Source organism: Bacteroides sp. HF-162, assembly GCF_015679285.1.
In the GTDB taxonomy this organism is placed as follows: Bacteria; Bacteroidota; Bacteroidia; order Bacteroidales; family Bacteroidaceae; genus Bacteroides; species Bacteroides uniformis.
This window is the reverse complement of sequence record NZ_CP064937.1, coordinates 2,121,643-2,135,847: the sequence shown is the minus strand read 5'-3', so window position 1 is coordinate 2,135,847 and position 14,205 is coordinate 2,121,643. Positions and strand designations below refer to the sequence as shown.

13 protein-coding genes are annotated in these 14,205 nt (G+C 46.7%); 2 read left to right on the top strand and 11 right to left on the bottom strand.

Going from position 1 to position 14,205, the window contains the following annotated elements:
- The first annotated feature begins 121 nt into the window (after positions 1-121).
- On the top strand, positions 122-2,632 hold the full coding sequence (locus ITJ87_RS08600; protein WP_117965130.1) for a glycoside hydrolase family 9 protein: 2,511 nt from the start codon (positions 122-124) through the stop codon (positions 2,630-2,632).
- Positions 2,633-2,803: 171 nt separating this feature from the next.
- Here ITJ87_RS08600 and ITJ87_RS08595 read toward each other — a convergent pair whose 3' ends face one another.
- From ITJ87_RS08595 to ITJ87_RS08580, 4 genes are all read right to left on the bottom strand, one after another.
- Positions 2,804-3,823 carry a low specificity L-threonine aldolase gene (locus ITJ87_RS08595; RefSeq protein ID WP_005835591.1) on the bottom strand — a complete coding sequence of 340 codons (1,020 nt, stop codon included), beginning with the start codon at positions 3,821-3,823 and terminating at the stop codon, positions 2,804-2,806.
- Between the two features lie 156 nt (positions 3,824-3,979).
- Entirely contained in the window at positions 3,980-4,198 is a 219-nt protein-coding gene (locus tag ITJ87_RS08590) for a winged helix-turn-helix domain-containing protein (protein WP_005826242.1), read from the bottom strand.
- Between the two features lie 253 nt (positions 4,199-4,451).
- On the bottom strand, positions 4,452-6,089 hold the full coding sequence (gene groL / locus ITJ87_RS08585; protein ID WP_016273163.1) for a chaperonin GroEL: 1,638 nt from the start codon (positions 6,087-6,089) through the stop codon (positions 4,452-4,454).
- Positions 6,090-6,126: 37 nt separating this feature from the next.
- On the bottom strand, positions 6,127-6,399 hold the full coding sequence (locus ITJ87_RS08580; RefSeq protein ID WP_004290132.1) for a co-chaperone GroES: 273 nt from the start codon (positions 6,397-6,399) through the stop codon (positions 6,127-6,129).
- Positions 6,400-6,581: 182 nt separating this feature from the next.
- On the opposite strand from ITJ87_RS08580, the gene ITJ87_RS08575 reads away from it, so the two are divergent.
- Complete coding sequence (locus ITJ87_RS08575; RefSeq protein ID WP_117965132.1) at positions 6,582-7,436, top strand: bile acid:sodium symporter family protein; 855 nt, start codon at positions 6,582-6,584, stop codon at positions 7,434-7,436.
- Here the strand turns inward: ITJ87_RS08575 and ITJ87_RS08570 are convergent.
- The 7 genes from ITJ87_RS08570 to ITJ87_RS08540 form a co-directional block, all read right to left on the bottom strand.
- Positions 7,406-8,167, bottom strand: coding sequence for an EFR1 family ferrodoxin (locus ITJ87_RS08570; protein WP_117601579.1), 762 nt, complete (start codon positions 8,165-8,167; stop codon positions 7,406-7,408). The genes ITJ87_RS08575 and ITJ87_RS08570 overlap by 31 nt on opposite strands.
- A 48-nt stretch (positions 8,168-8,215) precedes the next feature.
- The gene (locus ITJ87_RS08565; protein ID WP_165491391.1) at positions 8,216-8,374 is read right to left on the bottom strand and encodes a hypothetical protein; all 159 of its coding nucleotides are present in this window, start codon (positions 8,372-8,374) and stop codon (positions 8,216-8,218) included.
- 146 nt (positions 8,375-8,520) lie between these two features.
- Complete coding sequence (gene hisS / locus ITJ87_RS08560; RefSeq protein WP_117601592.1) at positions 8,521-9,882, bottom strand: histidine--tRNA ligase; 1,362 nt, start codon at positions 9,880-9,882, stop codon at positions 8,521-8,523.
- A 256-nt stretch (positions 9,883-10,138) separates the two neighbouring features.
- Positions 10,139-10,834 carry a zinc metallopeptidase gene (locus ITJ87_RS08555; protein WP_117965136.1) on the bottom strand — a complete coding sequence of 232 codons (696 nt, stop codon included), beginning with the start codon at positions 10,832-10,834 and terminating at the stop codon, positions 10,139-10,141.
- Between the two features lie 141 nt (positions 10,835-10,975).
- Positions 10,976-12,280: an alpha-L-fucosidase gene (locus ITJ87_RS08550; RefSeq protein WP_117974543.1), complete on the bottom strand. Its 1,305-nt coding sequence runs from the start codon at positions 12,278-12,280 to the stop codon at positions 10,976-10,978.
- A gap of 102 nt (positions 12,281-12,382) precedes the next feature.
- Positions 12,383-13,654 (bottom strand): adenylosuccinate synthase, encoded by a 1,272-nt coding sequence (locus ITJ87_RS08545; RefSeq protein WP_117601582.1) that lies wholly within the window; start codon positions 13,652-13,654, stop codon positions 12,383-12,385.
- Positions 13,651-14,139, bottom strand: coding sequence for a Fur family transcriptional regulator (locus ITJ87_RS08540; RefSeq protein WP_005835580.1), 489 nt, complete (start codon positions 14,137-14,139; stop codon positions 13,651-13,653). The genes ITJ87_RS08545 and ITJ87_RS08540 overlap by 4 nt, the downstream gene beginning before the upstream one ends.
- Between the last annotated feature and the right edge of the window lie 66 nt (positions 14,140-14,205).

The window sequence follows — 14,205 nt, the reverse complement described above, 5'->3', positions numbered from 1 at the left end:
CACCTAATATCGTCTAATTATTCATCCTAAATCTTCCTAAAATTGACAGAAAATGCTTTATTTGTAATAAGGAAAATTTGTTTTATATATAATCCCCAACCTTAGATTAAAAACCCCCATTATGAAAAGTAATTATTGGCTCCTAACGGTAATATTCGCTCTCGTAGCCCTACCGGGCAAAGCAGGCGAATGGATCAGAATCAACCAACTCGGCTATTTGCCGCAATCCGTCAAAGTCGCTGTATTCATGAGCGAGGAAGGAACAAACGTAGAAAATTATTCATTGATTGACGCTTTCACCGGAAAGGTGGTGCGTACCTTCAACACAACCAAGGCCACCGGCAAGATGGGAGGCATGAAGAGTACCTACCGGTTGAACTTCAGTGATTTCACAGAACCGGGCACGTATTATCTGAAAGCAGGCAAAGCGGTCTCCCCCCGTTTCCCCATCAATGCACAAGTCTACAACGGTACCGCAGACTACCTGCTGCACTACATGCGGCAGCAACGCTGCGGCTATAATCCGTTCCTGAAAGACAGCTGCCACGTGCACGACGGCTACATCGTCTATCATCCCACCAAAACCGGACAACATATAGACGTCCGCGGAGGCTGGCACGATGCTACGGACTATCTGCAATACACCACCACCTCCGCCAATGCCATCTACCAGATGATGTTTGCCTATCAGGAAAATCCGGAATCATTCGGTGACGCCTATGATGCAGCCGGACATCCGGGAGCCAACGGCATTCCCGACATCGTGGACGAAATCAAGTGGGGACTGGACTGGCTGAACCGGATGAATCCTGCTCCGGGCGAGCTGTACAACCAGATAGCCGACGACCGTGACCATGCCGGAATGCGCCTACCTAACAAAGACCTGGTGGATTACGGCTACGGACCGGGTAAAGGACGCCCCGTTTACTTTTGCAGTGGCGAACCGCAAGTACGTGGAGAGTTCAAGAATGCAACGACCGGAGTGGCAAGCACTGCCGGCAAGTTTGCCTCCTGCTTCGCTTTAGGCGCCAAGATACTGAAAGACTACTATCCTAAATTTGCAGCAGAAATCGAAGCCAAGGCCGATGCCGCCTATCAGGAAGGCGTAAAGAAACCGGGAGCATGCCAGACTGCCTCTGTCTTGTCTCCCTACATTTACGAAGAGGACAACTGGGTGGACGATATGGAACTGGGAGCCATGGAACTGTACAAAGCCACCGGCGACAACAAATACCTGGCCCAAGCCCTTGAATACGGACGTCGCGAACCGGTGACTCCTTGGATGGGCGCCGACAGTGCACGCCACTACCAATGGTATCCGTTCATGAACATGGGGCACTACCATCTTGCCAAAGTGGACAACAGCCGCATCAGCAAGGAATTCATCCGCAACATGCGTACGGGCATTGAACGCACGTACGAGAAAGCGGTAGAAAGCCCCTTTCTGCACGGTATACCCTACATCTGGTGTTCCAACAATCTGACTACCGCCATGCTAACCCAATGCCGGCTGTACCGTGAAACCACCGGCGATGACACATACGCCGAAATGGAAGCCTCCCTGCGCGACTGGCTGTTCGGCTGTAACCCTTGGGGAACCAGCATGATTGTGGAACTTCCCCTTTACGGAGACTATCCCTCGCAACCCCACTCCTCACTGCTGAATGCAGGCGTGGGCAATACTACCGGCGGACTGGTGGACGGTCCTGTCTATCGTACCATCTTCGAAAGCCTGCGCGGTGTCAATATGACGGGAATTCCCGGAACTCCCGGACAAGACTACGAACGCTTCCAGCCAGACCTGATGGTATATCACGACGCCATCCACGACTATTCCACCAATGAGCCTACCATGGACGGAACCGCCTGCCTCACGTACTACCTCTCTGCCATGCAGAAGGATGGAATGAAGCAAGCCGGTATCCCAAATGACAAGAATGTATATGTGGACGGAGGCATTATCCGCACCGATCCCTCAAAAAAGCAAATCACCCTCGTATTCACTGCCGCCGACAAAGCAGACGGTGCCGATGCCATCATCAGCACCTTGAAGAAGCATGGCATCAAAGGTGGCTTCTTCTTTACCGGAGAGTTCTATGAACTCTATCCCGATGTAGTGAAACGCCTGCTCGACGAAGGGCATTTTGTAGGCAGCCACAGTTACGGACATCTGTTGTACATGCCTTGGGAAGACCGTGATTCTCTGCTGGTCACCCGCGAAGAGTTTGAGAACGATATGATGAAAAGCTACGAGACCCTCCGCAAGGCAGGTATCGAATACAAGGACGCTCCCGTCTATATTCCTCCTTACGAATACTATAACAAGAAAATATCTGCCTGGGCAAAGAATATGGGTATTCAAGTTATCAACTATACCCCTGGTACCATGAGCAATGCCGACTACACCACTCCGGACATGGGACAGAAGTACCGGAGTAGCAAACTCATCTACGACAAGATTATGGAGGTGGAAAAGAAAGAAGGTCTGAACGGACACCTAATGCTGATACACTTCGGAACGGACGACCGCCGCACAGACAAGTTCTATAATGGCTATCTGGACAAGATGATTAAGACGCTGAAACGAAAAGGCTACACTTTTGTACCGGTCCGCGAGGCTGTCGGTATATAAGCATACTCTAACAAGGATTTATTGAAAAGGTTAGTTAAAAAGGTTATCGTGCAAAGGTATTTAAGGTAAATATTCAATCGGTTTGTTTTCAGTAAACCTTCCCCTACCCCCAAGAGGGGAAAGTTTCGAAGTAAGCTCCCAGCCTGTGAAGGTTAGGAGCTTTTATATATTTCAGAGAAGCCTTTTTACCGATTGCAGCAATTGCTCGATATCTTCTTCCGTAGTATCAAAAGAGGTTACAAAACGGATTTCGTGGATGGCCTCATCCCAGAAGTAGAAGAAATAGTCCTTCAACAGCTCGTCAATCACCGGACGGGGCATCGTAAGGAAAAGCTGGTTACTTTCCACCTTCTGCGTAAAATGCGCACCTGGCAATTCCTTCAATCCGTCGTAAAGAATCTTTGCCATACGATTGGCATGCGCGGCATTTTTCAACCAAAGGCTGTCCGTCAGATAGGCAGTAAACTGGCAGGACAGATAGCGGAGCTTGGATGCGAGCTGTGCCGACTGCTTGCGCACAAAATAAGCTTCCTTCTTCAAAGCTGGGTTAAAGACAACCACGCTTTCTCCCAACATCAGTCCATTTTTCGTACCACCGAAGCTGAGGATATCTATCCCGCAATCCACTGTCAGTTCCCTAAAGCCAAGATTCAAGGCTGCACAAGCATTTGCCAGACGGGCTCCGTCCATATGGACATACATGCCATGCCGATGGGCCAAATCCGTCAAAGCCCGCAACTCGTCCGGCTTATAGACAGTGCCCAGCTCCGAACATTGCGAAATATAGATGGCTCCGGGCTGCGAATGATGCTGTTCGCCGAAATGGCACAAATAAGGACGGACTAAATCGGGCGTCAGCTTGCCGTCAGGGGTAGCTATAGGACGAATCTGACAACCTGTCATACGGGCAGGCGCACCGCACTCATCGACATAGATATGTGCAGTCTCTGCACAAATAATGGAATTATAAGGGCGGGTACACAGCTGCAAAGCCACCGCATTACTGCCCGTACCGTTGAATACGAACAACGGTTCACAATCCGGCGTAAACGCTTCTCTTATTTTACAGACAGCCTCCTCTGTCCAAGGGTCATCTCCATAACCTACAGCATGGTCACTGTTGGCCCGGTTCAGTGCCTCCATTACCAGCGGATGTACGCCTGAATTATTGTCTGAAGCAAAACTTCTCATAGTCATTCTGTTTTTGTTCATTGAAAAGAATGTGCAAAGGAAAGAATATTCTGCAACATGAAAAAACAAAGGAGCACAGATTTCATCCCCCCGGCAGAAAATGCTTCCGCACTGCGAAATCTGTGCTCCTCAATCAATCCATTCAATCGGTTTCCTTTATCCGATATAAACATTTACCCCTAGTGAAACATAAAGTTCATCTTCTTCCTGATGAATTTCAATCTTGTCCTCACGGGCAAGCCACCCCAATGCGGCTCCCAACTCCTTGTCCTTCAGTCCGGACTTCCTCTTTAAAGAACCGTAGCTCCATCTGGTATAATCGCTAAGCAACTGCCAAACTTTCCCAGCATTTAGTCCAATTTCGCTTTTGTTCATTTTCTCTTCAATTAAAAAGGTTAATAGTTCTTGTTGATTAGGTTATCTTTACGAAGGGTAAAGATATGATTTTTTATTTAACTAACAACAAAAACGAACAAAAGATATAAAAATGAACCGTTTTTGCAACACTTTTGTAATATTACACTCTTTTTATTGATAATCAAGAAGGAAAATGAAACAAAAAAACCGCAGTATCTATCAAAAAGACACTGCGGTTCTTCTATTTGATTAAGCAATCAGGGGAAAAGTCTTACATCATTCCACCCATGCCGCCCATTCCGGGAGCACCCATCGGCATTTCGGGCTTATCCTCTTTCTTCTCTACGATTACACATTCTGTAGTCAAGAACATGCCTGCAATAGAAGCGGCATTCTCAAGAGCCACACGAGTAACCTTGGCAGGATCTACCACACCAGCTGCATGCAGGTTTTCATAAACATCTGTACGGGCATTGTAACCAAAGTCTGCCTTGCCTTCACGCACTTTCTGTACAACAACAGCACCTTCTTTACCAGCGTTGGCAACAATCTGGCGCAACGGTTCTTCAATAGCACGTTTGATGATGTCAATACCGGTTGTTTCATCTACATTGTCACCCTTAAAGCCTTCCAGAGCATCCAATGCACGGATATAGGCTACACCACCACCTGGAACAATACCTTCTTCGATAGCGGCACGGGTAGCACGAAGCGCATCGTCTACACGGTCTTTCTTTTCCTTCATTTCAACCTCAGAAGCAGCACCTACATAAAGAACAGCTACACCGCCAGACAACTTGGCCAGACGTTCCTGCAGTTTTTCCTTGTCATAATCAGATTTCGTAGATACAATCTGAGCCTTGATTTGCTCGCAACGTTCCTTGATGTTTTCTTTGTCACCGGCACCGTTTACAATGGTTGTATTATCCTTGGAGACAGTTACCTTGTCGGCAGTACCCAGCATTTCGATAGTAGCTTGTTCCAACTTCAGACCTTTTTCCTCGCTGATGACAACACCACCGGTCAGCACTGCAATATCTTCCAACATTTCCTTGCGACGGTCACCGAAGCCCGGAGCCTTCACTGCACAAATCTTCAACTGAGAACGCAGACGGTTTACAACCAAAGTTGTCAGCGCTTCGCTATCCACATCTTCTGCAATAACCAGCAAAGGACGACCGGTCTGTACTGCCGGTTCAAGAATAGGCAGGAAGTCTTTCAAGTTGGAAATCTTTTTATCATAAATCAGGATGTACGGTTTCTCCATTTCGCACTCCATCTTCTCCGTGTTGGTAACGAAGTAAGCAGAGAGGTAGCCACGGTCGAACTGCATACCTTCAACCACACCGATAGTAGTATCAGTACCCTTGGCCTCTTCGATAGTGATGACACCGTCTTTGGAAACTTTGCGCATAGCGTCTGCAATCAGCTTACCGATAACGGGGTCATTGTTGGCAGAAACAGAAGCAACTTGTTCAATCTTGTCATAATTGTCACCCACTTTCTCTGCCTGTCCTTTGATAGAATCAACCACTTTGGCAACAGCCTTGTCGATACCGCGTTTGATATCCATCGGGCTGGCACCGGCAGTCACGTTCTTCAAGCCTTCGGCGACGATGGCCTGAGCCAAAACAGTAGCGGTTGTAGTACCATCACCTGCATCATCACCGGTCTTGGAAGCAACTTCCTTTACCAGCTGTGCGCCGGTATTCTGATATGCGTCTGCCAACTCAACTTCTTTAGCTACCGTTACACCATCTTTCGTGATGTGGGGAGCACCGAATTTCTTTTCGATGATAACGTTACGACCTTTAGGGCCGAGGGTTACTTTCACTGCATTTGCCAGTGTGTCGATACCTTTCTTCAATTGGTCGCGGGCATCGATATTGAATAATATTTCTTTTGCCATAATTTTATTTACTATTTAACGGTTTACTAATTAAAAATTATCCCAAAACAGCGAGCACATCGCTTTGACGCATGATGAGGTACTTGGTTCCTTCAACTTCCAGTTCAGTACCAGCATACTTGCCATACAACACTGTGTCACCAACCTTCAACACCATTTCTTCGTCTTTTGTTCCGTTGCCTACTGCAATAACTTCACCTTTCAAAGGTTTCTCTTTCGCTGTATCAGGAATAATGATACCGCCAATTGTCTTTTCTTCTGCAGGTGCAGGGAGTATCAGCACTCTGTCTGCTAATGGTTTAATGTTCATAGTCTTTTTGTTTTATATGTTATACATTTATTATAATAGTAATTTCGCTTTAAACAAGCAATAAACAACTTACGAAAACCGTGCCAAACCGACAAGCTGTTTGTTTGGCAGACAAAGACTGACAAAATGACAAAGTATAAACAAGATTTGCTATCTTTGCAGCCTCCAAAATGATTTGACTTATGAATGCAATATGGATAGTCCTCCCCATTCTTACCTTATTGATGTTTGAACTGGGACTGACATTACAAACCGAAGACTTTAAACTGTTCCGCAAACGCCCCCGCCCCATCATTGCCGGACTGGCAGGTCAAATTATCCTACTGCCGACGCTGGCATTTGCTTTAGGACATGTCTTCCAGCTCGAACCTTTGTTTTTTATCGGCATCATGCTCATAGCCTGCTCGCCAGGTGGCAGTTCATCCAACATCTTCTCCATGATAGCTAAAGGAGACGTAGCATTGTCCGTGTCACTGACGGCATGCAGCAGTATTATCACACTATTCACCATCCCCATGATTATGGAATTCGCCACACACTATGTAGACAACAATCTGAACATAGACGTCCATCTCCCTATAGGCAGCCTCATCATACAGAACCTGGCCCTGATGCTCCTTCCCATTGTAGCCGGTATACTCACAAAGCGTTACCGTCCGCAAATGGCAGAAAGGATTCATAAGACATTGTCGAAGATAGCTTTTCCCGCACTTATCCTGCTGGCGACTATCTTCTTCATACAGCACCATTCCACCATCACCGACCAATTCGGCAAACTAGGAATCTGCATCTCCGTTCTTATCCTGCTGGCTATAGGAGGCGGCGTACTGCTATCGAAGTCCATGTACCTCAACCGAAAAGAACAACGTACACTCATTATAGAAATCGGTATGCAAAATGCCGCACAGGCAATTGCCGTTGCCAGTAGCCCGTTTGTATTCAACAATGACATTATTGCAATACCTGCCATTATCTACGCACTGGTAATGAATGTTATTCTGCTGATTTATGTGGGAGTGGTAAAGCGACAAAGATAATCTCCCAACCGGTATCTTCCCTTCTTCTGTGTCGCTTTTCCATACTGTATCACTTTCCGGGGGCAAAAATGCAAACAAGCCATACAATGAATGCAGTGCTTTCCCCACACCGGACGCCCATCCACCAATCGGATATTACCTACCGGACAAGATTTACTGCATATTCCGCAAGAGATACAGCCTTCATCTACATGAAATCCCTTGCTACCAATGATGAAACGTACAAACAAAGGATTCACTACATACGTTTTCAGCCAGGCAGCACCGCCTTCATGCACGTTCCAAGCCTTCTTCCGTGCAATGACATCCTCCACAATTGAAGTAATGGCAAGCCGTGCATTCTCTATCTTCTTACGACAAAGCGCCTCATCGTCCAAGTCGAACATCGGTACGTAGGTATTAGGCATTGCAACAGACCAAGCAGCATCCAACGGAAAATGCTCCGCCAGACGGTTCATTCCCTTTCCCACATCGTCCCCGCATGTACACACGGCATAACGATAACGGCAGTCCGGCAACCGGAGCTGCGACAAAAAATCAATCAAGACACGGGGGGCATACCATGAGTGCACCGGAAAAACAATACCCACTCTGTCAGCTTTTGACAGCTCTGCGGGTATCAGGCCTTGCTTAAGGCAATCAACAATGCTGACGGCAGTATCATGCGTAGCCTCTGCAAGCAATTCTGCAATCCAGTGTGAGTTTCCGGTTGCGGTAAAATAAAGTATCATCGGCAGTATGTTTTGCCGACAAAGGTAGTGATTTGACTTGAATTCCTTCTATTCCAGCAGCTCTTCTATGGAATAATTTTCCCAGAACGCTTTTGTAGAATGCACTAATGAACTGCCCATATAGAGCAGGAACAATACCGCTATGACAATCATCAGGAAACTGACGAGGGCATTGTGTTTTTCTTGCTTAAGCTCAACAGAAACCATAAGAACCTCCTTTTTTGTCAGTACAAAGATAAATGCAGGATGTTTCATTTCTCCTACGCCACTATTACAAATACTTATATTCGTGCCATAAATATACAAAAAAAGGAGCAACTTTATGCTCCTTTTTAAATGTATTTCAGTTTTTATTATTTCAGTTCGCTAACCAACTCTTGGGGAGTGACCATTTTCTGCTCACCGGTCTCCATGTTTTTCAATGTCACCTTACCCTCATTCATCTCATTCTCCCCTACCAAAGCCACAAACGGAATGGCTTTAGAGTTCGCATACCCCATCTGCTTCTTCATCTTGCTTGCATCGGGAAAAATCTCGGCACGAATACCTGCCGCACGAACCCCGGCAAGTACATTCATGGAGAATGCAGCTTCTTTCTCACCAAAGTTGATAAACAACAGCTGAGTACCATTCACTGCTTCTTTCGGATAAAGGTCGAGCTGATTCAGCACATCAAAGATGCGGTCTGCACCGAACGAGATGCCTACACCACTGACACCGGACATGCCGAATACACCCGTCAAATTGTCGTAACGTCCTCCACCGGTGATACTGCCGATTTGCACATCAAGCGCCTTTACTTCGAAGATGGCGCCGGTATAGTAATTCAAGCCACGAGCCAATGTCAAGTCCAACTCGATTTCATTCTTTAAGCCGAGATTCTTCAAAGTGGAAAGGATAAATTCACTTTCCTCCACACCTTTCAGTCCAGTCTCGCTGGCAGCAAGGACCTCCTTCAGAGTTGCGAGTTTCTCTTCATTACTTCCGCTCAACAAAATGATAGGTTGCAGTTTAGCGATAGCCTCGTCACTGATGCCTTTCTCTTTCAACTCGGCATTGACATTATCTAGACCTATCTTATCCAACTTATCGATGGCCACAGTAATATCCACAATCTTGTCAGACTCACCGATGATTTCGGCAATGCCACTCAATATCTTGCGGTTGTTAATCTTGATACAAACACGGATGCCGAAGCGGGTAAATACCGTATCTACAATCTGCATCAGTTCCACTTCGCTCAGCAAGGAATCGCTGCCTACCACGTCGGCATCGCATTGATAGAATTCACGATAACGCCCTTTCTGCGGACGGTCGGCACGCCACACGGGTTGTATCTGATAACGTTTGAAAGGGAAAGTTATTTCATCGCGGTGCATCACCACGTAACGGGCAAAAGGTACTGTGAGGTCATAGCGCAAACCTTTCTCGCAGAACTTACTGGCAAGCTTCACTGCATTACGGCTCAACAGTTCTTCGTCCGTAAGTCCGGAGAAATAATCACCAGAATTCTGTATTTTGAACAAGAGCTTGTCACCTTCCTCACCATACTTCCCCATCAAGGTAGAAAGCATTTCCATTGAGGGCGTTTCTATCTGCTGGAAGCCATAGAGGTGATACACTTCACGAATCGTATTGAATATATAGTTACGCTTCGCCATTTCTACGGGCGAGAAGTCACGGGTTCCTTTCGGAATACTTGGTTTTGCTGCCATAATCAGTTCAATCATTTTAAAAATCGGACGACAAAGTTACAGTATTTTATTGATTGAGAAAAGAGAATGTTTATCTTTATGCCATTACTGCAGTATAAAAGTGACAAAAACAAGCTTTGAACTTACACCTTTACAGAAAAGGTTGAATAATACACAACAGATGAGCTGTTTGATATAAACAGACTATCCATCTAAAGCAAACAGACCATCTGTCCGTATGGAACAGATGGTCTGTTTTTATGTCTGCATCATATACTTAATCTCTGCGTCCCAAGAATATCATGATATAATAAATCAAGGTAGCAAGCGAACCGAGAGCAGCCACTACATACGTATAGGCAGCCGAACGCAGTGCATCTTCCGCTTGTGCATGATTATATGAATTTGTAATGCCGGAATTGCTAAGCCATACCAGCGCACGCTTACTTGCATTGATTTCCACCGGCAAGGTGATGAAGCTGAACAAAGTAGTCAACGCAAACAGTATAATACCCGCCAGTAACAGTTGCGGGAAGGAGTTCAGCATCAAAATACCTGCCAGCAGCAGCCACGTCATCCACTGTGAGGCGAAAGAGACTACCGGCACCAGTTTGCTGCGCATTGTCAACGGAGCGTATGCACACGCATGCTGCACAGCGTGGCCACATTCGTGGGCTGCAACGGCAGCAGCCATGATGCTGTTACTGCTATAAACACTCTCACTCAGGTTTACTGTCTTATTGGCAGGATTATAATGGTCGGTCAGATGTCCAGGAGTATGCGTCACAGTCACATCGTAGATGCCATTATCGTGCAGCATCTTCAAGGCCACGTCTGCTCCCGTCATTCCGTTGCCGGTAGGGATTTTAGAGTACTTCTTGAATTTGTTCTGAAGATTCATCTGTACCAGCCAGCTGACGACGGCAATACCGATAAAAATAATCCATTGCATTCCTATCATTCCTGTTCCCATAATTTTCTTTCTTTAAATTGTGAATAAATCAGTCGTTTCTTATTGTATAACAAATAGTCTGCCAAAAATAAAAGGAAACGGTGAGCAATGCCAGCGTTTCCTTTATCTTTTAGGAAGAATTAAAGATTTCTGATTTATAATTTATTTTTCAATCTCCACCTCTATCACTTTATCGATATCCGTCGGAACCTCCGGCAAGTAAAGCATCACCCCTCCTTCACACTTACGGAACTTCACTGGAAGACGGTCGGCATACCCCACTGCCTTCCTCACTTTCTTGCCTTCCAACGGCAGGAAGAGAGCCTTATCCTGCAATTCGAGAATATGCACGTATAATTTATTTTCTCTTTGTGTAGTGACTCCCCAAGGATGCGGAGCAATGCAGCCGCCACGGGTTCCGTAGATGGTTTCACCGTATACCTTCATCCATTCCCCTACTTCTGCCAGACGCTCCAATGCAACAGCAGGCAGCTCACCGTCCGGCTGAGGACCGATATTCATCAGCAGATTGGCATCTTTACCCGCAGCCTTCACCAGGTAATGTATCAGCGTTTTGGTGGATTTATAATCCTGGTCCGTAATCTTATATCCCCACATTCCATTCATCGTCTCGCAGGTTTCAAGGGGCAAGGCGCTGATATCCTGCCCGGAAAGGCCGGCACGGTTCTCTCCCGGCAGATCGCGCTCGAATATCTGGATGTCCTCGCCGACAAACGGTGCTTGATGATGGTTGTTCCCAACCAGGCAAGCCGGTTGCAGGCGGTGTATCATGGCATATTGCCCGGGCAGTTGCCAATCGAAATCCGGATTCTGGTCCTGGTCCCACCAGCCATCAAACCAGATGGCACCTATTTTTCCATAATTAGTGAGCAACTCGGTCAGCTGGTTGTTCATGAATTTATAGTAGCTGTTCCAGTCGCCCTTCGGATTCGGCCGTCCCGTTCCACGTCCGGTGCGTCCCCACGGAGCATCTTCGCGATACCAGTCAATGTGCGAATAGTAGAGATGCAGACGGATACCTTGCTTGTGGCACTCGTCTGCCAATTCTTTCAGAATATCCCGCTTAAAAGGGGTGGCATCCACAATATTGTAATCGGAAAAGCGTGTGTGGAACATGGAAAAGCCATCGTGATGCCGGGACGTGAAGCAGATATACTTTGCCCCGGACGCTTTGATGGCTGACACCCATCTGGCGGCATCGAACTTGGCAGGATAGAAGCCTCCCGCCAGTTTGGCATACTCCTTATAATTAAGGTTCTTGTTCGTCATGGTCCATTCTCCAGTAGCCAGCATGCTGTATATCCCCCAATGCAGGAAGATACCGAATCGGTTGTCACGAAACTCCTGACGGGATTTCAGATTTTCCTCCGTCGGCTGATAAGTCTGCGACTGTGCGGAGGGCACAAGGAGCAACAGCAGTAAAAAAGACAAAAGACGTGTTTTCATGGCAATAAATAAAAAAGGCACGGATTATCCGGACACCCACGGTTCTTCAGATGAAGCCGCGAAATCCGTGTAATCCGTGCCTAAGGTTATCTGTTTGTTTTATTATTCCTCTGTATATCGTTCGATGGTCTGCTCACGGTCCGGTCCCAAGGAAACAATCTTGATGGGCACACCAAGCTGTTCTTCCAGGAATGACAAATATGCATTGAATTCTTCCGGGAACTCATCTTCACTCTGCATCTTGGTCATATCCGTCTGCCAACCGGGTAGCTCTACATAAACCGGTTCAATAGTCTCGTTGATATCGAACGGGAAGTAATCAATCTCTTCCCCATCCATCTTGTAAGCTACACAAGCCTTAATGGTTTCAAAAGAATCGAGCACATCGCTCTTCATCATAATCAGTTTGGTAACCCCGTCTACCATAATGGCGTATTTCAATGCCACCAAGTCAATCCAACCACAACGGCGCTTACGTCCAGTCACAGACCCGAACTCATGCCCCAGCGTGCAAATCTGGTCACCGGTCTTGTCGAATAATTCCGTCGGGAACGGACCGGCACCTACGCGCGTACAATAGGCCTTGAAAATACCATATACCTCACCAATCTTGTTGGGAGCAATACCCAGACCGGTACAAGCACCCGCACAGACCGTATTGGAAGAAGTGACAAACGGATAAGAACCGAAATCAATGTCTAGCATTGTCCCCTGCGCGCCTTCGCACAATACAGACTTGCCGACAGCCAACAGATTGTTCATCTCGTGTTCACTGTCCACCAACTGGAATTGTTTCAAGTATTCGATACCTTCGAACCATGCCTTCTCCATTTCTGCAAGTTCATACTCATAGTTCAGGCTCTTCAATATCTGTTCATGACGGGCCTTGGCCGCTGCATACTTCTTGTCAAAGTCATGCAGAATGTCGCCTACGCGCACACCGTTACGGCTGATTTTATCCGTATAAGTCGGTCCGATGCCTTTTCCGGTCGTTCCTACCTTTGCATCGCCTTTGGCTGCTTCGTATGCAGCATCCAGTATGCGGTGAGTCGGCAGAATGAGGTGTGCTTTCTTGGAAATGTGCAAGCGTTCCTTCAAGTTATGGCCAGACGCTTCCAAAGATTCGGCTTCCGCTTTGAAGAGAGCCGGGTCAAGCACTACACCGTTACCAATGATATTCACCTTGTCCCCCTGGAATATTCCAGACGGAATGGAACGGAGCACATACTTCTGCCCTTCAAACTCGAGTGTATGTCCGGCATTCGGTCCGCCCTGGAAACGAGCTACGACATCGTATCTCGGAGTTAACACATCAACGACTTTGCCTTTGCCTTCGTCGCCCCATTGTAATCCTAATAATACGTCTACTTTCATTTTTCTTTTTTATGGTTATTATTCTTTTTCTTCCGTTTATTGGCCCGGTCACACTTGCTGCACAACCCATACATATATAAGGAATAGTGCGTAAGATTAAAACGGCTCAGCTTGGTATTCTCAATGGCATGCTGCAACTCCTCGTTCTGAAACTCAGTTACCTTTCCGCACTGGGTGCATATCTGGTGATGGTGTGTATCGCGATTATAAGATTTTTCGTATTGGGAAGAGTTGCCGAACTGATGCTTGATGACCAGACGAGCATTTATAAGCAAAATGATGGTATTGTAAAGCGTTGCACGGCTGACGCGGAAATTCTCCTGGTCGGCCATCAGTGAATAGAGCGTGTCGATATCAAAATGACCGTCTATGGAGTAAATGGTGTCAAGTATGGCATAACGTTCGGGAGTCTTCCGATGCCCGTTCGCATTCAGATATTCAGTGAATATCTGCCTAACTGTATCTTTCACATTCTGACTTTCCATTTGACGGCGCAGTTTTACAGCCAACAAAGTTAATCCTTTTTTGTGGAAAGCAAACGAGAAAGAGAT

Bases quoted from the DNA above. Each gene is read 5' to 3' on its own strand.
- ITJ87_RS08600 (WP_117965130.1), top strand. From the start codon at position 122: ATGAAAAGTAATTATTGGCTCCTAACGGTAATATTCGCTCTCGTAGCC.
- ITJ87_RS08570 (WP_117601579.1), bottom strand. From the start codon at position 8,167: ATGATACTTTATTTTACCGCAACCGGAAACTCACACTGGATTGCAGAA.
- ITJ87_RS08580 (WP_004290132.1), bottom strand. From the start codon at position 6,399: ATGAACATTAAACCATTAGCAGACAGAGTGCTGATACTCCCTGCACCT.
- ITJ87_RS08540 (WP_005835580.1), bottom strand. From the start codon at position 14,139: ATGGAAAGTCAGAATGTGAAAGATACAGTTAGGCAGATATTCACTGAA.
- ITJ87_RS08590 (WP_005826242.1), bottom strand. From the start codon at position 4,198: ATGAACAAAAGCGAAATTGGACTAAATGCTGGGAAAGTTTGGCAGTTG.
- ITJ87_RS08550 (WP_117974543.1), bottom strand. From the start codon at position 12,280: ATGAAAACACGTCTTTTGTCTTTTTTACTGCTGTTGCTCCTTGTGCCC.
- ITJ87_RS08575 (WP_117965132.1), top strand. From the start codon at position 6,582: ATGAATGCAATATGGATAGTCCTCCCCATTCTTACCTTATTGATGTTT.
- ITJ87_RS08555 (WP_117965136.1), bottom strand. From the start codon at position 10,834: ATGGGAACAGGAATGATAGGAATGCAATGGATTATTTTTATCGGTATT.
- ITJ87_RS08565 (WP_165491391.1), bottom strand. From the start codon at position 8,374: ATGGTTTCTGTTGAGCTTAAGCAAGAAAAACACAATGCCCTCGTCAGT.
- hisS (WP_117601592.1), bottom strand. From the start codon at position 9,882: ATGGCAGCAAAACCAAGTATTCCGAAAGGAACCCGTGACTTCTCGCCC.
- groL (WP_016273163.1), bottom strand. From the start codon at position 6,089: ATGGCAAAAGAAATATTATTCAATATCGATGCCCGCGACCAATTGAAG.
- ITJ87_RS08595 (WP_005835591.1), bottom strand. From the start codon at position 3,823: ATGAGAAGTTTTGCTTCAGACAATAATTCAGGCGTACATCCGCTGGTA.
- ITJ87_RS08545 (WP_117601582.1), bottom strand. From the start codon at position 13,654: ATGAAAGTAGACGTATTATTAGGATTACAATGGGGCGACGAAGGCAAA.